Here is a 23,596-nt window from a genome sequence, read left to right as displayed (position 1 = left end):
CTCACCCCCTCTGCACCTCAACACCCTCAACAAAGGAATGTGATCAGCCATGTCCAGACGACCCGTCGCCGTCGCCGCGTCCGTCCTGACCCTTCTCGCCCTCGGCGCCACCAGCGCCTGTTCCGGCAACTCCTCGGCCTCGACCGGCGGTTCGGGCTCCACGCCGACCGTCAAGCTCATGGCCGGCGGCCTCGACAAGCAGATCTACCTGCCCTACCAGCTCGCCCAGCAGCTCGGCTTCTACAAGAAGTACGGCGTCAACATGCAGTTGAGCACCGAGCAGGACGGCGGCGTGGGCGCCGAGGAGGCCATGGCCTCGGGCCAGGTGGACATGGCGGGCGCCTGGTACAACCACACGATCGAGTTCCAGGCGAAGGGCAAGGCCGTCGAGGACGTCGTGCAGCTCTCCGGCGCACCGGGCGAGCGCGAGATGTGCACCGCCAAGTCGGGAGTCCACTCGGCCGCCGACTTCAAGGGAAAGACCCTCGGCGTCACCGACCTGGGGTCGGGCACCGACACCCTCACCCAGTTCCTGGCTGCCAAGAAGGGCATAAAGACCAGCCAGTTCCACCGGATCGGGGTCGGCGCGGGCTCCACCGCCATCGCCGCGCTGCAGAACGGCAAGGTCGACTGCGTGATGACGACGCAGCCGACAGTGGCCGCGATCCAGAAGAAGGGCGTCGGCACGTCCGCGATCGACCTGGCCACCACCTCCGGCGCCACGGCGGCGATGGGCGGTGCCTATCCCGCCGCCAGTGTGCTCGCCCGCACCGACTGGGTGAACGCGCACAAGGACACGGTGCAGAAGGTCGTCGACGCCCTCGTCGCCACCATGCACTGGATCAACACCCACAGCGCGGCCGACATCGCGAACAAGCTGCCGGCGTCGTTCGTGTCGAACCAGCTGGTGACCAAGGCCGACTACATCGCGGCCCTGAATGAGGACAAGGGCCAGTTCCTCCCGGACGGTCTCATGCCGGCCGGCGGCCCGAAGACCTCTCTGGCGACGGAGAAGCTGGTCGGCAATGTGAAGGGGTCGGTGGACCTGAGCAAGACGTTCACCAATGACTTCGCCGTCCAGGCCAACAAGACCGAGGGCTTCAAGACGACCACGACCCCGGCCGGGCCGAACGGCTGAGCCCGCTCCATGCCCGAGGCCGCCCAGCTGAATGCCAGTCGGGCGGCCGTCCGGCTTCCCAAGCGGACGGTTCAGCGGATCGGCAACGCGGTGGTGTGTTCCTCGCGTACGGCCTGCAGGGAGCGGGGGTCGAGGCCAAGGAGGTTCAGGATCGTCGGGGCGATCTGCTTGGTCTGCACGTGCGCGGAGTAGCGGACGCCGGCCGGGACGGAGGCGCCGGAGACGACGAGGGGGACGGCGAGGTCGTCGGAGTGGCCGCCGCCGTGCTCGGCGATCTTCCTGGTGCCGCCCGTGTGGACGACGCCGTACTGCGCGACTCCGAAGAGGTCCGGGACCCGGGCGTCGCCGGCCTTCACGTGGAAGTAGTCGGCGGCGGCCCTGCCGGCGTAGACCTTGCTGAGTCCGCTGCGGGTGTAGGCCCTGGGCTTGGGCGTTGATGTCGGACAGTTCGTAGGTCATGAGGCGTGACCCTGCCGCGGCCACCTGAACGCATCCTGACTGCGGGGGCACGGCTACCGCCGGAACTCCGAGGTGCGGTTCGCCCCGGCCGCGAGCGTCAACGACGCCTTTGTCATCCTCAGCGGGCTGGACGCCGCGGCGCTCCTCCTCGGCACCACCGTGCGGGCGCAGCGCCGCTACCCCGCCTCCATCGAGGACCGCGCGGAACGTCTGGAACGGGAGCGCGCCCAGCAGGCGCAGCTCGCCGCGGCGGTCGAACGCACCCGAATCGCGCGGGAGATGCACGACATCGTCGCCCACGGCCTCGTCGTCGTAGCCCTCTCCGAAGCCGCCGCCGCGACCACCGCGACCGATCCGGAAGGCGCCCGCGGGAAGATGCTCCAAGCCGCGTCGACCGGTCGGCAGTCGCTCGCCGGAATGCGCCGGCTCCTCGGCGTCCTGCGGGCCGACTACGGCGGCGAACGGGCCCCGCAGCCGGACCTCGGCTCGCTCAGGGCCCTGGTGGACGAGGCCCGCGGCACCCGCCTGGACGTCCGGCTGACCGAGACCGGCAGCCCGGAGACCCTGAGCGCGCAGGCGCAGACGCTCTACCGGATCCTGCAGGAGTCAGTCACGAACGTCGTCAAGCACGCTCGGAACGCGTCGACGGTGGATGTCGTCCTGCACTGCGACGGTGACCCGGTCGGCTTCAGCGTCACCGACGACGGCGGTCCGGCCCCCGAAAGCGGAGCCCAAGCACGTCCCGGCAACGGACTGACCGGGATGCGGGAGCCGGTCGCCATGTTCGACGGTGACCTCCGGGCGGTACCCACTGGCTCCCGATGGGCCGTCTCCGGTCAACTGAAGCCGGGGGAACCGCGATGACGATCTCGGTCCTCCTCGCCGACGTGCAAGCGCTCGTCCGCATGGCCTTCCGCAGCCTCCTCGACACCATGCCGGGCATCACCGTCGTCGGCGAGAGCGCCAACGGGCAGGAGTCGGTCGACCCCGCACGGCGCACGCTGCCGGACGTGGTGCTCATGGACGTACGGATGCCGGTCATGGACGGCATCGAGGCGACCCGGCGCATCACCGCCAGCACCGCCTCGCGCGTTCTCGTCCTCACCACCTTCGACCTGGACGAATACGCCTTCGAAGGCCTCCGCGCCGGAGCCTGCGGATTCCTCCTCAAGGACGTCGTCCCGGCCGTACTGCAGGCGGCGATCCGGGCCGTGGCCTGCGGCGACGCCGTCCTCACGCCGCGCATCACCCGCGGCCTCGTCGACCGCTTCGCCCAGATCGCACCCTGGCCCCACGCCGACGACGCGGGCACGCGCTTCGCCCACCTCACGGCCCGCGTCTCGTGAGAGGTGTTCTACCGGAGGCTCCGGGGCCCGACCGCCCGCACATCGGTCGGTCGCGCCCCGCTCCCTGACCCCGGAAACATGCGTGAGCGGCACGGACAACGTCAGCGGGGCTCGGCTGTGGTCCGGCGCACGACGAAGTGCGGGGCGAGAACTACCTCGCGGGGTTCGGTGCGGCCCTGGTCGAGGCGTTCCACCGCCGCGGCCACCGCATAGCGGGCCTGTTCCTCCGCACCCTGGCTGACCGTGGTCAGGTCGAAGCAGCTCAGGCGGGAGAGCCTGTCGTCGTCGTATCCCGCGACGGACACCTCTCCGGGGACGGAGACACCGGCGCGGGCGAGTCCGGCCAGGACGCCGATCGCGCTCTGGTCGTTGAACGCGACCACGGCGGTGGGCAGTTGGTCCGCGTCCAGGAGGTGGCGGGCGGCACGCTCGCCGGCCGCCTCGATGTTGTCGCCGCGCAACACCTTGATGTGTGAGTCCAGTCCGTGGCGGGTTCCAGAGACGGAGCAACGCCCGTCCGACCTCAGGGACGCCCTGACGCGCATCGCCCGTCGGGTCCCCGACGCGCGCTTCCCACCTACCTCTCCGGAGAGCCATGCCCGGCCCCGTTCCGCTGCGCTTTCCTCCCCGGCCCCGACCCCGTCCGAACAGGGAGGCACGTCCAACGGGCCGGTCCGTCCCGGACCAGGGGCAAAGGCCGCACTGACCCCTGCCGCGGTCGAGGTGCGGGCCGGCTTCTGGAGCACCCGCCGCGAGGTGAACGCGCGGATCTCACTCCCGCTGGGCCCCCAACTCCTGGAATCCGCAGGAAACTTGCACAACCTGCGGCTGGCGGCGGGCACGGTCGAAGGCGGGTTCCGGGGTGCGTACCCGTTCGTGGACACGGACGTCTACAAGTGGCTGGAGGCGGCGTCCTGGCAGCTGGCCCAGGGGCCTTCGGCCGCACTGGAAGCCGACGTGGAGCGGAGCGTCGCCGTGGACTCCGACGCGCAGCAGCCCGACGGCTATCTGAACACCTGGTTCCAGCTGGTCAAGGGCGGCGAGCGTGGAACTGGACAGCGACGACCAGGCGTTCAGCGTGGCGGTCAGGGACAACGGCCGCGGGCTGGACCAGCAGCTCTCCGTCCCGGCCGACCGGTCCGCGCTCCCCACGGTGGTCTCCACGGGCACCGGGCTGTCGGCCATGCGTGAGCGCGGCCATTTGTTGAACGGACACCTCAGTGTCGGTTCCGCCCCAGGTGGGGGAACCTGCGTCAGGCTCCTGATCCCTCGCCACGCCAAGCGACGTTCCAGCCGGTAGGCCGGCCGCGCCCTGCGGTATCCGATTTCGCTACAAGTTCCGAAATTATTCGTGACGGGTCCGCCACGCCGCCGAAATAGGTACTTCTTAGCGTTACTGCCAGTCGCACAGGCGTCATCGCACCCATTGGGTCTGCCAAGCCGCAAGAGGTGCTTTCTCACGAAAAAACATCACTGTCCTCAGCGATGTCATGAGACAGGAGCCACCGAGTGTCCAACCCCTCCCGTCGCGGCGTTCTCAGACTGACCGCCGGCACAGCTCTCCTCGGCACCCTCGCCCTGACCGGCTGCGGGCGCGGCGACGAGACCACCGCCGCGAAGACCTCCGCCAAGCCGGTCGGCACCGCCCCGGCGACCGGCACCGTCAATGTCTGGGCCACCCAGGACGACGCCAGCGTGCTCGACAAGGTGATCAAGCCGTTCAGGGCCGCGAACCCGGACGTCACCGTGAAGTTCACGCTGATACCGAACTCCGAGTACTACACCAAGCTCCAGGCGGCGATAGCGGCGGGCAAGGGCCCGGACGTGGCCCAGTTCTTCCCCGAGTCGCAGGCGCAGTTCCTCGATCCGTCGATCCTGCGGCCCGTGCCGGACGGGCTCGTCGACTCCGGCAGCTTCTTCAAGAGCCTGTGGGACGCCGGTGTGGCCAAGGGCGTCGCCTACACGGTGCCCTGGTACGCGTACACGTACGCCCTCGTCTACCGCGTCGACCTCGCCAGGAAGGCAGGCGTCAAGGCGCCGACCACGTGGGACGAGATGGTGCCGTTCTTCAAGGCGCTGCAGGGTGCCGGAGCCGTGCACGGGCTCGGGGCCGACAACGGCTGGGACATCTTCAACGGCCAGGACGCCGCGATGTACGCCTGGCAGGCCGGCGGCTCCCTGCTCTCCGCCGACGGCAAGTGGACGCTCGACACGCCGGCGACGGTCGACGCGATCAAGTACAACGCGTCGTTCTTCACCTCGGGCGTCGCCGACACCGCCACCCCCACCTTCCTCGACTCCCAGCCCTACTTCGTCTCCGGCAGGACCGCCTGCATGATCACCGGCCCCTGGGTCGTCGGCCAGCTCGACACCGCCGCGAAGAAGACCGGCTGGACGACGGCCCACGTCGCCACCGCGCCACTGCCGGCCGGCGCCGCAAGCAGCGCATCCTTCTCCGGCGGGGGCAGCTGGGGTGTGCTCACGACCGGCGGCAACGCGGACGCGTCGTGGAAATTCATCCGCTACGTCTCGAAGCCGAGCACCCAGGTCGCGCAGTTCAAGGCATACAGCTCGCTGCCGGCGGCCGTGTCGGCCTGGGACGACCCGGCCATCAAGGGGCAGCCGCTCCTCGACGCCTTCTTCACGCAGCTGACAAAGGCGCGGGCGTTCCCGCAGGTGAGCACCTGGCAGCAGGTCGCGACCCGGCTGGGCAAGGAGATGGAGGCCGTGGCCAAGGGCAAGGAGACCGCGGCGAAGGCCGCCGCGAACATCCAGGCGTACGCCGAGAGCGTCGGCACGAGCACGAAGTGAGCCGCCGATGACCACCACCCTCACCCCCCGGGCGCCGCGCACGGGACCGCGCGGCCGGCCGGTCACGGCCCCCGCACGCGCCCGCAACCGGAGCCTGCGGCGAACGGCCGTCGCCTGGCTGTTCCTCGCCCCGTTCATCGCCGTGTTCCTGCTCTACACGGCGATCCCCACCGTGGCCGCGCTCGGCTTCAGCCTCACCGACCTGCACGGCGCGGATCTGCGACATCCGTTCGCCGTCAACTTCACCGGCCTGGAGAACTACCTCCGGCTGTTCCAGGACCAGACCTTCCTGCGGGACATCCTGAACACCGCCGTCTTCGTGGCCGTCGGCGTACCGCTCACCATGGGCGTCGGATTCGCGCTGGCCGTCGCGCTGAACTCCGGCATCCAGCGGCTGCGCGGCCTCTTCCGTACCGTGTTCTTCGCACCGGTCGTCACCAACATCGTCGCGGCCGCCCTGATCTGGCAGTACGCCTTCAACCCGAGCGGCACGGTGAACAAGGTCCTCGGCGCGGTCGGCTTCGCCGGGCCGAACTGGCTGGACGACCAGCACCTGGCCATGCCCGTGGTCATCCTGCTCGGCGTCTGGCGCAACTTCGGCACCGCGATGGTCCTCTTCCTCGCCGGACTCCAGTCCGTCCCGCAGGACGTCTACGAGGCCGCCGCCCTCGACGGGGCGGGAAAATGGCGGCAGCTGAGGCACATCACCGTCCCCCTGCTGCTGCCCACCACCCTCATGGTGTCGGTCCTGCTGACCGTCTTCTACCTCCAGGTCTTCGACGAGCCCTACCTGCTCACCGACGGCGGCCCCCTCGGCTCCACCGAGTCCGTGGCGCTGTACACGTACCACCAGTTCGGGGTCGGCGAATTCGGGGTGTCCTCGGCCGCCTCCTTCGTGACCCTGCTGCTCGTGGCCCTGGTGAGCATCGTCCAGTTCCGAATGCTGAGGCCCCGCGCATGACCGCCGTCACCTCGTCGCAGAACACCGACATGACCACGCTCGCGGCCACCGCCCGAAGTGCCGTACGGCCACGGCCCGTTGCCCGGCCCCTGCTCTACGCCGCACTCGTCCTGTGCGCGCTGCTCACCCTGCTTCCGTTCCTCTGGGGGATCAGCGGCTCGCTGCGCAGCCTCGACGAGATCCGCTCCGACCCCGGTTCCCTCCTCCCCCACCACGTCACGCTCGACAACTTCACCCGGCTGTTCAGGACGCAGGGCTTCGGCCGGTTCATGGTCAACAGCATCGTGGTCGCGGCCATGGTGGTGGTCGGCAACATCGTGGCGGCGTCGGCCGCCGGTTACGCGCTCGCGAAACTCGAATTCGCGGGCAGGCGGCTCGCGTTCGGCGCGGTCATGGCGGCGATGATGGTGCCGTTCACGGCGGTGTTCGTCCCGCAGTTCGTGCTGACCGTCGACATGGGCCTGGCGGACACCCTGGCTGGTATCGCGCTGCCCAGTCTGGCGATGCCGATGTCGGTGTTCATCATGCGGCAGTACGCGTCGTCGATCCCCGACGAGTTGCTGGAAGCCGCCCGCATCGACGGGGCCGGTGAGTTCCGTATCTTCTTCCGGATCTTCCTCCCGCTGGCCGGCCCGGCGGTCGCGACGATCACGATCATGTCGTTCCTCAACTCGTGGAACTACTTCATCTGGCCGCTCGTCGTCGCCCAGAGCACCTCCAGTTACACGCTCCCAGTGGGCCTCGCGGCCACCAGCCAGGCGGCGGCACACGTGACCGACTACGGTCTGATGCTCGCGGGGGCCGTGGTCGTCATGCTGCCGGTGCTCGTGCTCTTCCTGTTCCTGCAGCGGTACTTCGTGCAGGGCATCGCCGGAACGGGAATGAGGTGAGCCGGCTGAAGTCCACGACCAACGGGATGAACCAGAGCGCCGTCCGCCGCGTCAACACGTCGGTGATTCTGCGTACGCTGGCGGTGTCGGCCGGGCCGATGACACTGACCGAGCTCGCCGAGCAGGCCGGACTCTCCCGCCGTACCAACGAGTTGATCCTGGACTCGCTCATCGAGGCGGGCTGGGTGACCGAGCTCGACCGCGTGCCGACCAGCGGCTGCGCCGGCCGTCCCGCCCGCCGGTACGAACTGCGCGCGGAACACGCCCTGTTGGCTGCCGTCCGCATCAGCACCCTGGACGTGTCCGCGGTGGTGGCCGATGTCCGCGGCCGTATCCTCGGTCGGGCGCAGCGCCCGCTGCGCGCCTACCAGGACCCGCAGTCCACGCTCGACGACGCGGCGGCCCTCGTACGGGAGGCGCTCGACGACGCGGGCGGCTCGCCGGAGCGGCTGCGCGCCGGTGCGGTCGCGGCCGGTGGCGCGATCGACGACGAAGGTGTCGTACGACGTCTGGTGCACACGACGCGCTGGGAGGGCGTGCGTCTGCCCGACGAGCTCGGGCGGCGCGTCCGGGTGCCGTGGTTCGCCGACAACGACACCAACCTCGGTGCGCTGGCGGAGCGTTGGCGGGGTGCGGCAGACGACCACGACAACGTCGTCTGGGCGGTCCTCGGCAACCGGACCGGCCTCGGCATCCTCATCCGGGGCGCCGTGCACCGGGGCCTGGACGGGGCCGCCGGCGAGATCATCGAGGCGCACTCGATACCGGTCGGCTCGGTCGAGAACCGCCCGGTCGCCTGGCTCACCTCACCCGAAGCGGATCGACGCGGGGTCGCACTGGACCGCTTCGAGGCGGCCCGCGCGGGAGACGCGGAAGCGCTCGCCGAGGTCGACGAGTTCGTCGAGAACATCACCTCGATCCTCACCACACTGTCATGGACGGTCGCGCCGTCGCTCATCGTGCTCGGCGGCGGCCTGGAGGACGCGGCCGACGTGCTGCTGCCCCGCGTCCGCGAGGCGATGCGCCTCGCCCGCACCCCCGCGATCGAGCTTCGCGCCACCAGCCTGGGCCGCGACGCCGCGCTGATCGGCGCCGTGAAGATGGCGCTGGACCGCATGGACACGGAGCTGTTCGGCCCGCTCGTCCCCGGCGCGTAACTCCCCCCGCATCAGACGACTTTGGAGTTCCCCTGTGACCGACACCCCGCACACCGACGTCCTCATCGTGGGCAGCGGCATCATGGGATCCGCCGTGGCCCGACTGCTGCGGGACAGCGATCCGGGGCTGGAGATCACGATGGTCGACGGCGGCAGCGCCATCGGCGAGCGACCCGGGCTGCACCTGCACGACGTCGACGACCCGGTCCTGTGGTCGCGCTACAACGAACAGGTCGTCAGCGGCATCCAGGGCATGTACACCGGCGCCGAGGTGGTGCGCGAGGTCGCGGACAGCCTCACCGGCCTGACGCCCGGCATGTTCCACGCGCTGGCCTTCGGCGAGGACACCGAGGCGATGCCCGCGACGGCACTGGCGTGGAACGCGGGCGGCATGGGCGTGCACTGGACCGCCGCGACCCCGTGGCCCGCCGGAGACGAGGTGTTCGACTTCGGCGACCCGGCCGGATGGGAGGCGGACCTGGACACCGCGCGCCGACTGCTCGCCGTCACTCCCTCCCCCATCGGCCCCACCGAGGTCGGCCGTCTGGTCCTCGACGTACTGCGAAGGCGCTACGACGGCACCGCACCGGCAGACCGGCGTCCGCAGCCCATGCCCATGGCCGTCACGGCGACGGCGGCCGGCCCCATGCCGCGCACCGCGCCGGGGACGATCTTCCCGCCCGTCGCATCCGCCGGAGACCCGGCGTTCACCCTGCTGACCGGGACACTCGCCACCCGCTTGCTCCTCTCGGACGACCGTGCCACCGGCGCCCGACTGCGCCGCGTCGCCGACGGCACGGAGACCGAACTCCACGCGGACACCGTCATCGTGTGCGCGGACGCGCTGCGCACCCCGCAGCTGCTGTTCGCCTCGGACATCCGCCCCCCAGCCCTGGGCCGCCACCTCAACGAGCACGCGTTCATCACCGCCCGGGTGCTGCTCGACCTGGACCGGTTCGGCATCGCCCGCGACGACCTGCCCCTGCCGCGCACCGGCGAGTTCAGCACGGACTCGCTCTGGCTGCCGCAGAACGGGACGGCACAGCCCTTCCACGGGCAGATCATGAACCGGACGTACGTCGACGACGACGGGCACCCTCTCGCGCACGCCGTGGGCCTCACCCTGTACGCCCCGGTCGAGTCGCGTCCCGAGAACCGTCTCGTCTTCTCGGAGTCGGAGACCGACCTCGCGGGACTGCCGCGCATCCGCGTCGAGTTCGGCCACTCCGACACCGACCGCGCGCTCATCGACCGGGCGCTCGCCGAAGTCCGGTCACTGGCCGAGGAGTTCGGCCCGTTCGACCCCGCCACGGAACTCGCACTGCTGCCGCCCGGCTCCTCCCTGCACCTGACCGGGACGGTCCGGGCCGGTACCGCCGACGACGGCACGACCGTCTGCGACCCGGACGGCCGGGTATGGGGCTACGACAACCTCTACGTCGCCGGCAACGGCGTGATCCCCACCGCGATGGCCGCCAACGTCACCCTGACCGGCGCGGTGACCGCCGTACGGGCCGCCCGGGCCGTCGCCACCCGCACCGCGCCGCTCGCCGCGCGCTGAAAGGAAGTTGGACCGTGATCAGCACAGTCAAGGAATACCGCGTGGCGCTGCCGGCGTGGATCGACGACGAGTTGGCCGACGTGCCCGCCGTCGTCCCCGGCCGCGAGGACCGGATGCGGCTCGTGCACCGACTCGCGGACCGCAACTGGCGGGAGGGCAACGGCGGTCCGTTCGCGGCCCTCGTCGCCGAGCGCGACACCGGCCGGCTCGTGTCGGTGGGCGTGAACGTCGTCCTCACCTCCGGCGTCTCCAGCGCACACGCGGAGGTTGTCGCGCTGGGCCTTGCCCAAACGGCCACTGGTGGCTGGGACTTGGGCGCCGAGGGACTGCCCGCCCACGAACTCGTCGTCAACTGGCGTCCCTGCATCCAGTGTTACGGCGCCACGATGTGGTCCGGGGTGCGCGGTCTCGTGGTCGCGGGGGACGGCCCGGAGCTGGAGGAGATCACCACGTTCGACGAGGGGCCCCTCGGCGCGGACTGGGCCGAGCAGTTCGAGGCCCGTGGCATCGAAGTCGTAGGAGACGTGCTCCGGGACGAGGCGCTGGCCGTGTTCCGCAACTACCGCGACGCTGTGGACGCGGCCGACGGAATCGTCGTCTACAACGCCCGCGGAGGTACCGCGTGACCCCCCGCGTCGCCACCGACGTGATCACCTTCTACCACCCGGACTTCTGGGACCTCCCCTCCGCCGACGCCGTACGCGACTGGGCCCTGGCCCACCCCGAACGCTTCTGGGCACGGGTGATGGACGCGCTCGTCGAGGCCGGTGTCACAGGCATCGAGCTGACCTTCGCCCCGGGCGACATCGACTCGGCCCTGCGGGCCTTCGGCAGCGCACCCGCCTTCCGCCGCGAGCTGGCGGCCCGCGGCCTGTCCGTCGTCAGCGCGTTCATCGCCGACAGCGACACCCCCGACTGGCGGGACGGCGACAACCTCCCCGCGATCGTCGCCGACGCCGGACGCCGCGCGGCCTTCCTCGCCGACGTGGGCGCGGAACTCCTGGTAGCCGGCCTGCCCATGCGGACGACGTTCGGCACGCGGCCGCCCTTCTTCGTCGACGCCGCGTACATGACGCGCATGGCCGACATCGCGCACGCGGTCGGAGAGGCCGTGTCGCGTCTCGGCGTGAAGCTCGCCTTCCACACGGAGTCCAACAGCACCCTCTGGTACGAGCGGGACATCGACCTGTTCATGGCCCTGACCGACCCGCGCTACGTCTGGCTGTGCCCCGACTCCTGCCACATCGCCCTCGGCGGCGGCGACCCGGTGGCGGTGGCCCGCCGCCACACCCCACGCATCGCCCTCGCCCACTGGAAGGACGCGGTCAAGCCCATCGACGTCGAACTCACCATCGACGAAACGGTCTTCACCCAGCAGCAGCCCTACATGACCGAACTGGGCACGGGCATCGTCGACTGGCGGGGCTGGGCCGAGGCCATGTCCCGCACCCCCGGCGCCGACACCGTACTCATCGAACTGGACGAGGCGGCCGACCCGGTCGCCGCGCTCAGAGCCGGAACAGCCGTGGCACGGAAGGCAGTTCGCCCGTGATCGACTTCTCCGCCTGCGTCGAGCTGATGTTCCTCGAAGGCGACCGGCCACTCGACGACCGCGTACGCGCCGCGGCCGACTCCGGCTTCCGCGCGGTGGAGATCTGGGAGTGGTGGGACAAGGACCTGCCCCGTCTCACCCGCGCACTGGACGCCACCGACACACGCCTGATCACGCTGTGCGTCGAGTCGTGGCGGGACAAGTGCGACCTGGGCGACCCGTCGTCGCACGACGAGTTCCTCTCCCGCGTCCGGGCCGCAGCCGACGCGGCCCGACAACTGAACACACCGGGGCTCGTGGTCCTCGCCGGGGACGTCGTCCCGGGAATCGAGCCCGCCACCCAGCTCCGCCACGCGGCCGAGGCGCTCGCACGGGCGGGAGAGGAAACCGGCGGGCACGGCCTCGAACTGCTCGTGGAGGTCGTCAATCGCGCATACGAGGGTCCCAACGCCCTGCTCTGCGACTCACGGTCGGCACTCTCCCTCCTCCGGACGTTCAGCCTCCCCAACGCCCGCTTCCTCTACGACCGTTACCACGCCATCCTCAACGGCGAGCCCCTCGGAGCCGAGGTCCAGGGCGCCGTGCCGCTGATCGGGCACGTCCAGGCAGCCGACATACCAGGCCGCCACGAATTCGGCACCGGGATCATCGACTGGGCCGCGGAACTCGCCTGGCTCCAAAAGGCCGGCTACGACGGCTACGTAGGCATCGAAGCGACACCACTCGGCGACAGCAGCCACGTCCACGCCGCCGCCCGTGGCCTCCTTTGACGGCTGAGGGACTGCGGGGGGCGAGGTCATCCGCGCACGAGGCCGCTGCCCATCGATGTCACGAAATCGGGGCGCCGGTTCGTCGTCCAGGAGATCGGCATCCCGCAACGGGATGCCCAGCGTCGCCGTCCCCTCAGAACCGGAGAAAACGTGTTCGCCGCCTACCTCACGGTCACCCTCCTCGGCGCGGTCTTCAACGGTGCCGCCGCCGTCACCTACCTGATCGGCCATGAATACCCCAAGACCCAGGCGGACATGAAGGGCATACCCCGGAAATGGGTACCGGTTCTGGGCATGCTGCTGGCAGCGGGCACCGCGGGACTGCTGGCCGGGCTCGCCGTGCCGTTCCTGGGAACCCTTGCCGCTTCCGGGCTCGTGCTGTACTTCATCGGCGCGATCATCGCCCACCTGAGGGTGGGCTCCCGCAACATCGCCGGCGGGATCGTGTTCCTCGCCACCGCGGCGGCTGCCCTGACTCTGGGCCTGCTGGTCCCCGGCGCCTGACAGCCGCCGGGGACGAGCACGAAAGCCCGCGAGGCCAATCGGCCGCGCCGGGAACAGCCGGTCCGGTCCGCGCGGTTGCACCGGCCGAGGGCCCGGCGCCGTACGGGCGGGGAACACGTCGACCGCGAGGTCGTCCGCCGCACCGGGATCCGGGCCCCAGGATGGTGGTGGACGCGCCACGCTCCGTGGACCGCGACGTATTTTCTGTTGGAGGACTTTTCATGGCTGACCGGCCCTTGACGCTCATGGCGGTACACGCCCACCCCGACGACGAGGCCACGACAACCGGAGGGGTCCTCGCTCGCTATGCGGCGGAAGGCATCCGCACGGTGCTCGTGACCTGTACCGACGGCGCTTGCGGTGACGGACCCGGAGGTGTCAAGCCGGGCGATCCCGGCCACGATCCGGCGGCCGTCGCCCTGATGCGCCGCCAAGAACTCGAGGCGAGCTGCGACGTCCTGAAGATCAGTGACTTGGAAATGCTGGACTACGCCGACTCCGGGATGATGGGCTGGCCCAGCAACGAGGCCCCCGGATCCTTCTGGCAGACCCCTGTGCAGGAAGGCGCGGCCCGGCTCGCGGACCTCATGCGGCACTACCGGCCCGATGTGGTCGTGACCTACGACGAGAACGGCTTCTACGGCCACCCCGACCACATCCAGGCCCACCGCATCACGATGGCCGCGCTGGAGATGGCGACCGAGCTCACACCGAAGGCGTACTGGACCACGATGCCCCGCTCGATGATGCGGCGGTTCGGCGAGATCATTCGCGAGTTCCACCCGGACATGCCGGAGCCGGATCCCGCCGAGACCGCCGCGATGGCCGAGTTGGGTCTCCCTGACGACGAGATCACCACGTGGGTGGACGCCACCGCGTTCAGCGGTCAGAAGTTCGACTCGCTGGCCGCACACGCCAGTCAGGGCGACAACATCTTCTTCCTCAAAATGGGCAAGGAGCGGTTCGGTGAGCTGATGGGCATCGAGACGTTCCTACGTGTCAAGGACGCAACCGGTACGGCCGTACCCGAGAACGATCTCTTCGCCGGACTGCGCTGACCTGTCCGCCCGCCCGGCCGGGAAGGCGCAGCGTTTGCGCGTGTCTCCTGGCCGGGCACGGGCGGGCGCAATCGAGTGGGCACTTTGTCCGTCGACGGGTTCGCAGGTCACGGGTACTGTCCCCCGGGCGGCTGCTGCGGGACTTCGAGAGCGCTGCCATCTGTCGGGATCGGGATCTGCGCGGAAGGCACCCCATGACCAAACTTGTCCGGTACCTGACACTATTCGTCATGGGCGTTTCCCTGCTGTTCCCGTCCGTGGGGGCCGCCTCCGCGACTCCGGTGGCCACCCCCGCCGCACCCGCCGTTGCCGAGAGCTCCTGGCAGCCGCCCCTGTCCACACGCGGGCGCTACATCGTCGACGCGAACGGCAACCGCTTCCGGCTGAAGTCGGCCAACTGGGACGGCGCCCAGGGCTCTTGGACCGGCAGCGGCAGCGAGGCCGACAGCGCCAATCACCACGCCGGGCAGAACTCCTACGGCATTCCCCTGGGCCTGGACCGTGTGTCCCTTGCTCAACTCATGGCCGACTTCCACAAGTTGGGCATCAACAGCATCCGGCTGCCGTTCTCCGACGAGATGATCCACGACACCACCGCCGTACCGGACGCCGCCGTGGCGGCCAACCCGCAGTTGCGCGGCCGGACGCCGCTCGGGGTGTTCGACGCCGTGGTCTCCGCACTGACGTCGGCCGACTTCGCCGTCATCCTCAACAACCACACCAACACGTCCCGTTGGTGCTGCGGGATCGACGGCAACGAGCGGTGGAACAGCAGCCAGTCGACCCAGCAGTGGGCGGACGACTGGGTGTTCATGGCCCGCCGCTACGCCGCCGACCCCCGCGTGGTGGGAGCCGACCTCTACAACGAGGTACGCCGTGACGTCTGGGACGACCCGAACTGGGGCGGCGGCGACGCGCACGACTGGTACGCCGCCGCCCAACTCGCCGCCGACCGCATCCTCACCGAGGCCGACCCGAACCTGCTCATCGTCATCGAGGGCATCAACTGGACCGGCCTGCCCATCGACGGCTTCGCCCACGGCCGCCCCCTGCTCACCCCTGCGCGCACGCTGTCGCACACCCTGGTGGCCGCCCACAAACTCCTGTACTCGGCCCACTTCTACGGCTATACCGGTCCCCACCACAGCGGCGCCACCGGCATCGGCGAGACCAGTGATCCGCGCTACCAGGACCTCAGCCGCGACGCGCTGTTCCAGGCCCTGTACGACGAGGCGTTCTTCGTCTCGGAGGAGACCGGCAAGCACTACACCGCCCCCGTGTGGATCAGTGAGTTCGGCATCGGAGCGGGCGAGACCGGCGCCGCGGCACGCACCTGGTTCGGCAATGTGACCGACTACTTCGCCGACCACGACGCCGACTTCGCCTACTGGCCACTGGTCGGCTGGCAGGGCCACGACGACTGGGCCCTGCTGCGCTACGACACGGACGGCACCCGGCACGGCCTCCTGGACGACGCGGACTGGCGCGCCGCCGGTTGGCAGCGGCTGATGTCCGCCGCCTCGCTCAGCGGTCCGGTCGCCCCGGTCCCCGCCTGGCAGATGCTCGCCACCGACCACGGCGACTACGTCCAGTCCGTACGGGTGCGCGCCACCGGCGACTGGGACCCGGGCGCCTCCAAGGCGGCCTGCCCGGACGGGCTGCGGCTGATCGGTCTCGGGCACACCTCGGGTCGTGGACTGTGCACGGACGTCACCGCGGGCAACCTGCGTGCCGCCGACGGCGCCCAGACGGTCGTCACCGACGAACGCAACGTCCCCCAGGGCGGCGACTGGGCCTTCGGCTACACCAAACTCCAATGCGCCCAGGGCCAGTTCCTCATCGGCTACAGCCACCGGGACGTGCGCACGTCGGCCGCCCTCTGCGCTCCCGCCGGTACCGCACTCGCGGGAGCGGGACGCACAGTGTGGTTCGACCGCTCCGACAACCGGCCCGGCGACGCCGGCGGTGACTTCGCCGTCGGCGACTACAAGGGCCAGTGCGCGGACGACGAGTACGCCGCCGGTATCGCGTACACCACCCGCACCGGCAGCTCACCGGGCCCCGCGGCCCTGTTGTGCCGCAAACTGGTCCGCTGACCCGCACGGGAGACGTCGGCGACGCTCCGGGGGCGGCCCCGGTGTCCTTGACGATCACGGACCAGCGGCGGGCGACCGACTTCCCAGTCGAACGTAGGTTGATCCGCTGCCGCCACGCAGCGCGCCGAACAGTCCCCGCACAGCCGACCCCGGCCTCGCGGCTGCTGCCCAGCAGGTCCGGTAGTTGTATCCGGCGATGCGGCCGGCGCCGGTGCCGTCCAGGAAGTGGTAGTAGCCGTTGCTGTCGCGCGTGACGTCGATGATGAACTCGGTGCCGATGTACCGGGCCACGGTGCCGTCGAATCCGTTGGACGAGTTGCGCAGCCAGTTGCCGGCCGCGGTCCAGGTGTTCTGCCCGGCCGAGCCGTCGCTGGTGACCCGGAACCTGGTCTGCCACCTCGCGGTCGCGGCCTTGGTGATGGGTCCGAAGTCGCCGTCGATGTCGGAGGCGGCGAGTTCGCCGTCGGCCCACAGGACCTTCTGCCACAGGCGGGTCGCGTTGGACTGGGTGTTGTGGCTGGTGTCCACAATGCCCTCGTTGTCCCAGTCGTCGGTGAAGACCCCGCACCGTAGACGTAGGCCAGGCCGCTGTAGGTACCGCTCGCGGACGCGGGGCTGGCGCTCAGGGCGAGGACTCCGGCGGTCAGGGCCGCGATGGTGCCGGCGGTCGCCTCGGCTCTCTTCGAAAACACGCGAGTTCCTCCTCGTTCGGACGGTCGAACGTCGGATTCGGCCACGGAGCCTTCTTGACCTGGCGGAACCTTGGCAGGGTCTCGTCAGCGGCGACACACTCTTGCGCCTGAGCGCAAATGTGGAGCTCTTCGGGGGAAATCGCGCACTCCGTATTCACTTCACCGAGGTCGACCTCGCCCGTGTCCGCGTCGCCGCGGAGCCCGACCCGATGGGGGAAGTGCTCTCGACACTCCAACGGCTGCAGTCGCGCGGCGGCCGGTGGCAGTTCGCGGCCTGGCACCGGACGGTCCGGGCCGACCTGGACACGGCCGGGCTGGCCCGGCCCGTGCGCGAGGTGCTGTTCCCGCTGTACGCCCTCGGGCCGTACCTGCCCGACTTCCTGACGCCGCCGGAGTCCGAGGGCGGCATCGGCGCGGCCCCCGACGGCAACCTCCGTATGCCCGGGCGGGTCGTGCGCGCCGAGTTACGCCTCCTGGACCGGCTCTCTCCGGTGCCGTCCTGGGCGCTGCGGCTGGATCAGGGGGCCGAGCACAGGGAGTTGACCGAGCTGATCCGCCGGTACCACGAGGTGGCCGTCGCGCCGTTCACGGAACGCGTGGCCGGCGGAATCGTCGTGCACCGTGCCCTGCTCGCCCGCGCGCTGCCGGCCGGGGGCGTCGAGGGTCTCCGGTCGATTCCGGGAGCCCGGTTCCGCTGGCGCCCGCCGGTCCTCGAAGTGGACTACCGGACGGACCGCGATCTCCATCTGCGCGGACGCGGGATAAGGATCGTGCCGACGTACTTCTCATGATGGACGCCGGTCGCTCTGGCCGACGCCGACCTGCCGCCCGTACTCTCGTACCCGCTCAACCACCCGGCGGTGCCCGAGGGAGCACTCCCCGCGGAACACGTGCCGCTGGGCGCACTGCTCGGGAGCACACGCGCGCGGGTCCTGCGGTGCGTCGCGGACGGGCTGACCACGGGAGAACTCGCCCAGGTCGTGGGCATCTCGCAGTCCGCCGCCAGCCGGCACGCCTCGGTGCTGCGCGACGCCGGGCTGACGACCAGCCGGCAGATCGGCCCGACGGTCCTGCACACCCTGACCCCGCTCGGGGCCGCGCTGCTCGGGCAGGCGCGGGGCGAGAGGCCCGTGAACCGTGATGCCTCTCGGGCCCTCCCCCGGCGTGAGGGGTATCGAGCCGTACGACCGTGATTGCCGCCGCTGCTGCACGCGCTGCGGGCTCGCACCGGGCCGTCGAAGGGCGTTTTCCGCTGCGGGGCAGGGGCCTGAGGGTGCACAGTGAGCCGGCCGCTGGTGGTCTTCCGGTGTTCACGCCCGACCTGGATCGCGTTCTGGCCAGTGGCGCGGAGGTGGAAGTCGACGATGGGGCCGACGCCCCCGACGGCGTGTATGTGGGCTGGCTGATCAGCCCGCGCCTGCGAGAGCGCGCGGGTCGCGCCTTCCGCCTTCGGCTGCTCGACGATCCCGTCCTGTGTCACTCCAGCGAGATCGCGGCCGCGATGATGCAGGCGATGGCCGCGATCCTGGCGTCGGCCGGATTCGCTGTCGAGGACGCGAACGACGAGTACCGCTCTCACCAGCTGCGGGTGACCGACGAGCCCGCCCAAGCGGTACCCATGTGGACCCTGCGTGACGAGGAAGCGACCATGCCCGGCCGGCAGCCGGCCCGGGCGACGGCACCGACTGACTTGCGGCGTCCGGCGCGCGCGCCCCGAAGCTCTGCTGCCGCCATGTCTCCACACGTCCACCTGATCACGGTCGGGGTCGGGGTCGGCACACTGCACACCGGTTTCACCACCTCCGGCACCCCCGAGAACGCCCTGAAACCGCGCTGAATCGGGTGGCAGCCACGCTGTGCGGCATGACGACGACGGCCCCGCCAGGGGCAGCGGCCAGGGAGGGGATCACCATGAACAGCCTGCGACTGATCCGTAGGCACGCAGTGGCCTTCGGGCGCTTCGCCGGGCTGGGCAGTGGGCTCACCCTGGCGGCCTCTGCGGCTCTGATCCTGCTCTCGCAGTGGATTCCGTGGACGGCGGCGAACGCGCTGACCACCGTCGCCTCCACCGTAGTTGCCACCGAGCTGCACGCCCGCGTCTCGTTCCGCCACGGACGGCCCGGTCTGGCCGGCCACTTGAAGAGCGCTGCCACCATGACCCTCGGCTGGCTGGTCACGTCCGCCGCGGTCGGTGCGCTGGCCGCGCTCCGCCCCGGGGCCGGACTCGTCCTGCAGCAGACGGTGTACTTGTCGGCCACCGCGCTCGTCGGGATCGGCCGCTATCTCGTACTGCGGCTGGCTGTGTTCGCCGAGGGCACTCCACGGTCCGGGACCGGCAGCGACGTCCGGCCCTCTCCCATGACGGAGTGGCGGCATCGGAGGCGAACGCGGCGTCTTTGCCGGCCTGCGGGTGCGCGGAGACCACGGCGGTGCGAACTGCTGCGATCAAGTCGGCTGTCTCTTGGCCGAGTTGATCGGCGATTCGCCGCGGCGGGCAGGCGGTGTCCTCCACGTCGTGGAGCAGCGCCGCGCACACCACGGGTGGAGGCATACGGAGTTCGGCGACGATGGCGGCCACGGCAAGGCAGTGGGTGATGTAGGGGTCACCGCTGCGCCGCCTCTGCCCCGCGTGCCACATCGAGGCCTCGGCATGGGCGCGTTCCAGCAGACCGGCGCCGACGCCCGGGTGATGCGGGCGAACTGCGGCGATGACGCTCTCAAGGCGTCGGTTTCAGGTCCGTCCGCGCGGTCGGGGACGGCGGAAACCGCCGCGGCCTCTTCATGATGCCTCTCCCTCAGCGGCGGGGTGAGCACTGACCCACCCCGGCAAGGGCTGCTTCCGGGACCGGTAAGTGCGCGCCAGTGCCTCGCGGGCCTCCTCGGCACCGTCCTGCGTAATCCCGTAGAAGCGGCGGCGCGGGCGCCCCTCCACCTCGTGCACAGCCGGGTCCTCCCAACTGCTCTCCAACCAGCCGAACTGTTCCAGCCGGGCCAGGATCGGATAGATCGTGCCCGACGGCAGCCCCGCCAGCTCGCACAGCTCAAGGCCGTACCGCTGCCTGGCAGGGTCCTCCAGCAAAGCCCGCAGCACCAGTTGAGTCTGCAGGGTCATACGCGGCATACCCATACTCGTACTCTACATAGCCCATATACGGGTTGCCCAGAGGAGGTGACGAAGCGCGAACGCGGCCGACTCACCGGACGACTCAGCAACCAAGCCCCATTCACGGCGATATGACGGGTCGTCACCGTGTGGTCGTCATCACCGAGAGGTTCTGAGGCGGCTGTTGCCGAGTTCCTGGTTCCTGTCCCCCGACAGCCGACCATCCGCCCTGCCCTCCACCCCTGCTACCGACAGAGCGGGCATCGTCCTGAACACACTTGACGAATACGGCCGTTCACGCGCCCGCGACTACTTCGCCGCCCCCGCAGAACTCCCCGAACGGCTGGAGGACCTCGACCACGTATGGGCGTTGGGCGGCAACGCGTTCGCCCTGGCCCGGGCCATGGCCCAGGCCGGATTCCGCCATGTCCTGAGAAAGACAACGCCGGTGCGGCCGCTCGAGAACTGTGGGCTGCTGCGACACCGAAGGCGATGCTGCGCCATTGCTCCAGGCGGCGCAAGTACCGTTCCACCGGTTGTGAATCCGGTCGGACCGCTCGGGGCGCGGATGGGCCGGGAGCTGGCCCCCTTGTCGCCCAGCACGCGGTCGGGCCGCGCCCGGGGCTGTCCCGGGCCGATGCGGGGCACTCGCATTGCTTCCATCACGGCGGTGAACTGGTTGCAGTCGTTGGGTGTTGCCGCCCGTGAGGATGAAGGCGAGCGGGCGGCCGGCACCGTCGCAGGCCAGGTGGATTTTGTTGGTGCGGCAGGCGTGGCAATGTCACAGGGACAAGGGCCGGCTCAGGAGGTTTCCCTTCCAGGCGGGCCCTTCGTCGGTTGCCGCGGGAGTCGGTGGCGGATGCCTCAGGTCGCTTTCGATGCGGACCGTTTGGTGTTTTTGCTCCTACTGGTGCGCGTGCTGCTTCGGCCGGGCTCGGCGGTCGCCTTCTTGGCTCCTCCGGCCTTCTTCGTGGCTGCGACCGTTCGCGACGGCGTCGTGCGGGGCGGCGTGGTCGGCCACTTGAACTCGATCTCCAGCTCGATCTCCCCATTGCCGATCTCGACCTCTGTCTCGGTGCGCAGGTCGTCGGGGATCCGCACGCTGAGCGTTCCGAGGCCGAGTTCCAGCTCGACATCCCCGCCCTCCCTCAGTGCGGCTGCGAGTGCCGAGAGATGGTCAGCAGCCTCAAAGCGCGACAGAGAGCGCTTCTGCTCGAACTTCAGGTCCTTCATGGGTGTCTCCCCTTGGGAAGAGAAGAGTCGATTACGCCCATTCTGAGGCCATACGCGAGATCGGACATCCTCACGGCCAGGCGCCCGGAGCTTCTCTCCGGCGCGACGGACCATGCGCCCCCGCGCGCGAGGCGCGGAAGCGTTCTACGGTGGACAGGAACCCCCTCGTTCGCGGAACTCGGTTCTTTCCGCCTGATGTCTCTCGGGGTCGAATCTCACCAGGAGGGCATACGGTATGTCCACTTCATCGGAAACACCTGTCCTTGACACCCTCGCCGCCATGACAGTCGACTCGATCGAGCGATGCGGGATGACCCCGGACCTGCTCATCCTCACGCGTATCGCCGCGCTCGCCGCCTCGGACGCCCCGCCGATCTCGTACGTGGCACACATCGACCCCGCCCTCAAGGCCGGCCTGACCGCCGACCAGTTGCAGGACGTCCTGGTCGCCATCGCACCCATCGTGGGCACCGCCCGCGTCATGACCGCAGCCGGCAACATCGCCACGGCTCTCGGCGTCGCCATCGCCGTCGCCGACACCGAGATCGAGTCCCAGGGCTGAGAACCGGCTCCGCCCGGCATCGGTGATCAATGCCGTGCCTGGAACGGGCCTCCAGAGCGAGGTTCGACGCCGAATCACGCGACCGAGGCCCTCAAGCCGCAGCCTCCACAAGACCCGACTGGCGCAGGCCCCCCAGGCACAGGCCAGACGCGCCCACTGCCGACGACGGCTCAACAGCCACTCGGACGGCTAGATCTGATCGCGAAGTCACACTGGAGTACTAGTACTCCAGTTGCACTTCTCCATATGCCCTGGTCGCGGGGCCCTTTCGGAGTCTAGTTGGCTGACGCTGCATCAGGTTGGTGGTGGTTCGTGACTCACCCGATCGGGGTGCGCGCGGTGCTGATAGTGGCAGTGGCGGGCGACGGCCTGGTGGCGGCGTCGCCATCGGGACCAGTGGAGACGGCGTCGAGGTGACTGGTGCCGGGCTGCGGAGGAATGGGCAAGGTCCAACAGCCTTCGGATTTCTGCCACGGTGAGGGGAACGAGGCTGCTCGAACCGTTTCTCCGGCCCCCTTTTCGAGGGCCTGGGCGGTCATCGCCGCCAGGAAGGCGTGCGCGAGCATGGCCAGGGTGATGTGCCGGTACCAGCCGACGTAGCGGCGGACTTCGTACTGATCCAGGCCGCATTCGTTCTTCGCGGCCTGGAAGCACTCCTCGATGGCCCACCGGGCGCCGGCGACCCGGACGAGTTCGGCTACCGTCACGTCTGCCTGGGCGAAGGCGAGGTAGTAGGCGATCTCCTCGGGACGCGCCAGGCTGCGGCGGGCCAGAACCCAGCGGTAGTGGGTGGGATCGCAACCGTCGATGGTGGGCAGCTTGGCCGCGGCCCAGTCGTAGACCCGCGGCCCCTTCGCCCCGTCCCCGCAGGAGATCCGCTCCCATGCCTCGGCCGGGGCACCGGCCAGGACATGGTCGATGCGCCAACTGCCCGCAGGCGACTTGACCTGCTGGGACTTGGGCACCGCCAGGACGTATCCGACGCGGGCCTCCTCCAGGATCTGCCGGAAGTGCCACTCCTGTCCGTAGGCCGCATCGGCGGTTACCCAGGCGATCGGCAGGGCAGAATCCAGCGCCCGCCGGACCATGGCGCGTGCGAGTTCCGGCTTGGTCGCGAAGGACCTGCCCTCCGGGATTCGGGCGGCGCGGCACCGGTCCGGATCTCCGGTCCAGGACTTGGGCAGGTAGAGCTCGCGGTCCACCAGGGCCCTGCCCTTGGCGGAGGCGTAGGCGGCGAACACCCCGATCTGGCAGTTTTCCGTGCGGCCTGCGGTGCCGGAATATTGGCGTTGTACTCCGGCGGAGACGGTGCCCTTCTTGAGGAAGCCGGTGTCGTCGACGATCAGCACACCGTCCGGCTGCCCGAGCCGCTCAGCAACGTAATTCTGCAGGTCATCACGGATCTCGTCGGGTTCCCACTGGCACCACGACAGCAGCCGCTGCAACCCATACGGGGTGTCATGGCCTGCGTGCTCGGCTATCTGCCAGCTATTCTTCCTGCCCACTGGGCCCAGCAGGCCACGCACGTAGTCCCGCATCCGCCGCCGCGGCTCGACGCGGCCGAACCGCTCGCCCACCCGCAGCAGCAACGACTCCAACTCGGCATCCCATGAACCGACTTCGGTATCGCTCTCGATATCCACAACCGGTTCAACGCGCCCCGATCGAGTGAGTCACGAACCACCACCAACCTGATGCAGCGT

The 23,596-nt window shown here is 70.0% G+C and carries 26 protein-coding genes and 3 pseudogenes; 20 read left to right on the top strand and 9 right to left on the bottom strand.

All coding sequences use genetic code 11. The features are described 5' to 3' along the window. The first annotated feature begins 49 nt into the window (after nucleotides 1-49). Nucleotides 50-1,138 (top strand): ABC transporter substrate-binding protein, encoded by a 1,089-nt coding sequence (locus AB0I51_RS12265; RefSeq protein WP_362974033.1) that lies wholly within the window; start codon nucleotides 50-52, stop codon nucleotides 1,136-1,138. Nucleotides 1,139-1,209: 71 nt separating this feature from the next. Here the strand turns inward: AB0I51_RS12265 and AB0I51_RS12260 are convergent, their stop codons facing one another. Further along, entirely contained in the window at nucleotides 1,210-1,494 is a 285-nt protein-coding gene (locus AB0I51_RS12260; protein WP_362974031.1) for a hypothetical protein, read from the bottom strand. A 175-nt stretch (nucleotides 1,495-1,669) separates the two neighbouring features. Here AB0I51_RS12260 and AB0I51_RS12255 point away from each other — a divergent pair, with 175 nt between their 5' ends. Both AB0I51_RS12255 and AB0I51_RS12250 read left to right on the top strand, forming a co-directional pair. Next, on the top strand, nucleotides 1,670-2,461 hold the full coding sequence (locus tag AB0I51_RS12255) for a histidine kinase (protein WP_362974029.1): 792 nt from the start codon (nucleotides 1,670-1,672) through the stop codon (nucleotides 2,459-2,461). Further along, a complete protein-coding gene (locus AB0I51_RS12250) occupies nucleotides 2,458-2,943 on the top strand; it encodes a response regulator transcription factor (protein ID WP_362974027.1) in 486 nt (161 codons plus the stop codon). Before AB0I51_RS12255 ends, AB0I51_RS12250 begins: the two co-directional genes overlap by 4 nt. Before the next feature lie 101 nt (nucleotides 2,944-3,044). On the opposite strand, the gene AB0I51_RS12245 is transcribed toward AB0I51_RS12250, so the two are convergent. Continuing rightward, on the bottom strand, nucleotides 3,045-3,488 hold the full coding sequence (locus tag AB0I51_RS12245; RefSeq protein WP_362974025.1) for a substrate-binding domain-containing protein: 444 nt from the start codon (nucleotides 3,486-3,488) through the stop codon (nucleotides 3,045-3,047). Here AB0I51_RS12245 and AB0I51_RS12240 point away from each other — a divergent pair. The 13 genes and pseudogenes from AB0I51_RS12240 to AB0I51_RS12180 all read left to right on the top strand — a co-directional run. Next, nucleotides 3,388-3,966: pseudogene (locus AB0I51_RS12240) on the top strand (beta-L-arabinofuranosidase domain-containing protein); the annotation flags it as partial. The gene AB0I51_RS12245 and the pseudogene AB0I51_RS12240 sit on opposite strands and share 101 nt — an antisense overlap. A gap of 22 nt (nucleotides 3,967-3,988) precedes the next feature. Continuing rightward, nucleotides 3,989-4,243: an ATP-binding protein gene (locus AB0I51_RS12235; RefSeq protein WP_362974023.1), complete on the top strand. Its 255-nt coding sequence runs from the start codon at nucleotides 3,989-3,991 to the stop codon at nucleotides 4,241-4,243. Nucleotides 4,244-4,452: 209 nt separating this feature from the next. Next, entirely contained in the window at nucleotides 4,453-5,754 is a 1,302-nt protein-coding gene (locus AB0I51_RS12230; RefSeq protein ID WP_362974021.1) for an extracellular solute-binding protein, read from the top strand. 7 nt (nucleotides 5,755-5,761) lie between these two features. Next, nucleotides 5,762-6,715, top strand: coding sequence for a sugar ABC transporter permease (locus AB0I51_RS12225; protein ID WP_362974019.1), 954 nt, complete (start codon nucleotides 5,762-5,764; stop codon nucleotides 6,713-6,715). Then, nucleotides 6,712-7,605, top strand: a complete 894-nt coding sequence (locus AB0I51_RS12220; RefSeq protein ID WP_362974017.1) for a carbohydrate ABC transporter permease — start codon at nucleotides 6,712-6,714, stop codon at nucleotides 7,603-7,605. The genes AB0I51_RS12225 and AB0I51_RS12220 overlap by 4 nt, the downstream gene beginning before the upstream one ends. Before the next feature lie 26 nt (nucleotides 7,606-7,631). After that, nucleotides 7,632-8,762 (top strand): ROK family protein, encoded by a 1,131-nt coding sequence (locus AB0I51_RS12215; RefSeq protein WP_362974203.1) that lies wholly within the window; start codon nucleotides 7,632-7,634, stop codon nucleotides 8,760-8,762. Between the two features lie 34 nt (nucleotides 8,763-8,796). Continuing rightward, nucleotides 8,797-10,323 carry a GMC oxidoreductase gene (locus AB0I51_RS12210; protein ID WP_362974015.1) on the top strand — a complete coding sequence of 509 codons (1,527 nt, stop codon included), beginning with the start codon at nucleotides 8,797-8,799 and terminating at the stop codon, nucleotides 10,321-10,323. 14 nt (nucleotides 10,324-10,337) lie between these two features. Then, nucleotides 10,338-10,949 (top strand): nucleoside deaminase, encoded by a 612-nt coding sequence (locus AB0I51_RS12205; protein ID WP_362974013.1) that lies wholly within the window; start codon nucleotides 10,338-10,340, stop codon nucleotides 10,947-10,949. Continuing rightward, nucleotides 10,946-11,875 (top strand): sugar phosphate isomerase/epimerase, encoded by a 930-nt coding sequence (locus AB0I51_RS12200; RefSeq protein WP_362974011.1) that lies wholly within the window; start codon nucleotides 10,946-10,948, stop codon nucleotides 11,873-11,875. The genes AB0I51_RS12205 and AB0I51_RS12200 overlap by 4 nt, the downstream gene beginning before the upstream one ends. Then, nucleotides 11,872-12,645, top strand: a complete 774-nt coding sequence (locus AB0I51_RS12195; protein ID WP_362974009.1) for a TIM barrel protein — start codon at nucleotides 11,872-11,874, stop codon at nucleotides 12,643-12,645. Before AB0I51_RS12200 ends, AB0I51_RS12195 begins: the two co-directional genes overlap by 4 nt. Before the next feature lie 150 nt (nucleotides 12,646-12,795). Next, complete coding sequence (locus AB0I51_RS12190; RefSeq protein ID WP_362974007.1) at nucleotides 12,796-13,149, top strand: DoxX family protein; 354 nt, start codon at nucleotides 12,796-12,798, stop codon at nucleotides 13,147-13,149. A 221-nt stretch (nucleotides 13,150-13,370) separates the two neighbouring features. Beyond that, the gene (locus AB0I51_RS12185) at nucleotides 13,371-14,207 is read left to right on the top strand and encodes a PIG-L family deacetylase (RefSeq protein WP_362974005.1); all 837 of its coding nucleotides are present in this window, start codon (nucleotides 13,371-13,373) and stop codon (nucleotides 14,205-14,207) included. Nucleotides 14,208-14,437: 230 nt separating this feature from the next. Further along, nucleotides 14,438-16,303 carry a cellulase family glycosylhydrolase gene (locus tag AB0I51_RS12180; protein WP_362974003.1) on the top strand — a complete coding sequence of 622 codons (1,866 nt, stop codon included), beginning with the start codon at nucleotides 14,438-14,440 and terminating at the stop codon, nucleotides 16,301-16,303. Between the two features lie 54 nt (nucleotides 16,304-16,357). Here AB0I51_RS12180 and AB0I51_RS12175 read toward each other — a convergent pair whose 3' ends face one another. Beyond that, the gene (locus AB0I51_RS12175; RefSeq protein WP_362974001.1) at nucleotides 16,358-16,831 is read right to left on the bottom strand and encodes a peptidoglycan-binding domain-containing protein; all 474 of its coding nucleotides are present in this window, start codon (nucleotides 16,829-16,831) and stop codon (nucleotides 16,358-16,360) included. Between the two features lie 265 nt (nucleotides 16,832-17,096). Here AB0I51_RS12175 and AB0I51_RS12170 point away from each other — a divergent pair, with 265 nt between their 5' ends. The 3 genes from AB0I51_RS12170 (at nucleotide 17,097) to AB0I51_RS12160 (ending at nucleotide 18,832) form a co-directional block, all read left to right on the top strand. After that, a complete protein-coding gene (locus tag AB0I51_RS12170) occupies nucleotides 17,097-17,786 on the top strand; it encodes a hypothetical protein (protein ID WP_362973999.1) in 690 nt (229 codons plus the stop codon). 69 nt (nucleotides 17,787-17,855) lie between these two features. Continuing rightward, nucleotides 17,856-18,188, top strand: coding sequence for a winged helix-turn-helix domain-containing protein (locus AB0I51_RS12165; protein ID WP_362973997.1), 333 nt, complete (start codon nucleotides 17,856-17,858; stop codon nucleotides 18,186-18,188). A gap of 113 nt (nucleotides 18,189-18,301) precedes the next feature. Then, nucleotides 18,302-18,832 (top strand): hypothetical protein, encoded by a 531-nt coding sequence (locus AB0I51_RS12160; RefSeq protein ID WP_362973995.1) that lies wholly within the window; start codon nucleotides 18,302-18,304, stop codon nucleotides 18,830-18,832. A gap of 336 nt (nucleotides 18,833-19,168) precedes the next feature. Here the strand turns inward: AB0I51_RS12160 and AB0I51_RS12155 are convergent, their stop codons facing one another. The 5 genes and pseudogenes from AB0I51_RS12155 to AB0I51_RS12135 form a co-directional block, all read right to left on the bottom strand. Continuing rightward, entirely contained in the window at nucleotides 19,169-19,633 is a 465-nt protein-coding gene (locus tag AB0I51_RS12155; protein WP_362973993.1) for an HD domain-containing protein, read from the bottom strand. Between the two features lie 141 nt (nucleotides 19,634-19,774). Then, entirely contained in the window at nucleotides 19,775-20,107 is a 333-nt protein-coding gene (locus AB0I51_RS12150) for a helix-turn-helix transcriptional regulator (protein WP_362973991.1), read from the bottom strand. A gap of 286 nt (nucleotides 20,108-20,393) precedes the next feature. Then, on the bottom strand, nucleotides 20,394-20,525 hold the full coding sequence (locus AB0I51_RS12145) for a hypothetical protein (RefSeq protein WP_362973989.1): 132 nt from the start codon (nucleotides 20,523-20,525) through the stop codon (nucleotides 20,394-20,396). Nucleotides 20,526-20,662: 137 nt separating this feature from the next. Next, nucleotides 20,663-20,861 (bottom strand): annotated as a pseudogene (locus AB0I51_RS12140) (transposase); the annotation flags it as partial. 101 nt (nucleotides 20,862-20,962) lie between these two features. Beyond that, on the bottom strand, nucleotides 20,963-21,331 hold the full coding sequence (locus AB0I51_RS12135; RefSeq protein ID WP_362973987.1) for an amphi-Trp domain-containing protein: 369 nt from the start codon (nucleotides 21,329-21,331) through the stop codon (nucleotides 20,963-20,965). A gap of 235 nt (nucleotides 21,332-21,566) precedes the next feature. On the opposite strand from AB0I51_RS12135, the gene AB0I51_RS12130 reads away from it, so the two are divergent. Then, on the top strand, nucleotides 21,567-21,893 hold the full coding sequence (locus tag AB0I51_RS12130) for a carboxymuconolactone decarboxylase family protein (protein ID WP_362973985.1): 327 nt from the start codon (nucleotides 21,567-21,569) through the stop codon (nucleotides 21,891-21,893). A gap of 518 nt (nucleotides 21,894-22,411) precedes the next feature. Here AB0I51_RS12130 and AB0I51_RS12125 read toward each other — a convergent pair. After that, nucleotides 22,412-23,491: pseudogene (locus AB0I51_RS12125) on the bottom strand (IS701 family transposase); the annotation flags it as partial. Between the last annotated feature and the right edge of the window lie 105 nt (nucleotides 23,492-23,596).

Source organism: Streptomyces sp. NPDC050549, from assembly GCF_040655035.1.
In the GTDB taxonomy this organism is placed as follows: domain Bacteria; phylum Actinomycetota; class Actinomycetes; order Streptomycetales; family Streptomycetaceae; genus Streptomyces.
The sequence above is the reverse complement of the archived record's forward strand: the minus strand, read 5'-3'. Positions and strand labels throughout refer to the sequence as shown.

Excerpts from the sequence above, each read along its gene's own strand:
- AB0I51_RS12265 (WP_362974033.1), top strand. The coding sequence starts at position 50 with ATGTCCAGACGACCCGTCGCCGTCGCCGCGTCCGTCCTGACCCTTCTC.
- AB0I51_RS12250 (WP_362974027.1), top strand. The coding sequence starts at position 2,458 with ATGACGATCTCGGTCCTCCTCGCCGACGTGCAAGCGCTCGTCCGCATG.
- AB0I51_RS12245 (WP_362974025.1), bottom strand. The coding sequence starts at position 3,488 with ATGCGCGTCAGGGCGTCCCTGAGGTCGGACGGGCGTTGCTCCGTCTCT.
- AB0I51_RS12225 (WP_362974019.1), top strand. The coding sequence starts at position 5,762 with ATGACCACCACCCTCACCCCCCGGGCGCCGCGCACGGGACCGCGCGGC.
- AB0I51_RS12220 (WP_362974017.1), top strand. The coding sequence starts at position 6,712 with ATGACCGCCGTCACCTCGTCGCAGAACACCGACATGACCACGCTCGCG.
- AB0I51_RS12215 (WP_362974203.1), top strand. The coding sequence starts at position 7,632 with ATGAACCAGAGCGCCGTCCGCCGCGTCAACACGTCGGTGATTCTGCGT.
- AB0I51_RS12185 (WP_362974005.1), top strand. The coding sequence starts at position 13,371 with ATGGCTGACCGGCCCTTGACGCTCATGGCGGTACACGCCCACCCCGAC.
- AB0I51_RS12180 (WP_362974003.1), top strand. The coding sequence starts at position 14,438 with ATGGGCGTTTCCCTGCTGTTCCCGTCCGTGGGGGCCGCCTCCGCGACT.
- AB0I51_RS12155 (WP_362973993.1), bottom strand. The coding sequence starts at position 19,633 with ATGTGGCACGCGGGGCAGAGGCGGCGCAGCGGTGACCCCTACATCACC.
- AB0I51_RS12150 (WP_362973991.1), bottom strand. The coding sequence starts at position 20,107 with ATGACCCTGCAGACTCAACTGGTGCTGCGGGCTTTGCTGGAGGACCCT.
- AB0I51_RS12145 (WP_362973989.1), bottom strand. The coding sequence starts at position 20,525 with ATGGCGGAATCCGGCCTGGGCCATGGCCCGGGCCAGGGCGAACGCGTT.
- AB0I51_RS12135 (WP_362973987.1), bottom strand. The coding sequence starts at position 21,331 with ATGAAGGACCTGAAGTTCGAGCAGAAGCGCTCTCTGTCGCGCTTTGAG.
- AB0I51_RS12130 (WP_362973985.1), top strand. The coding sequence starts at position 21,567 with ATGTCCACTTCATCGGAAACACCTGTCCTTGACACCCTCGCCGCCATG.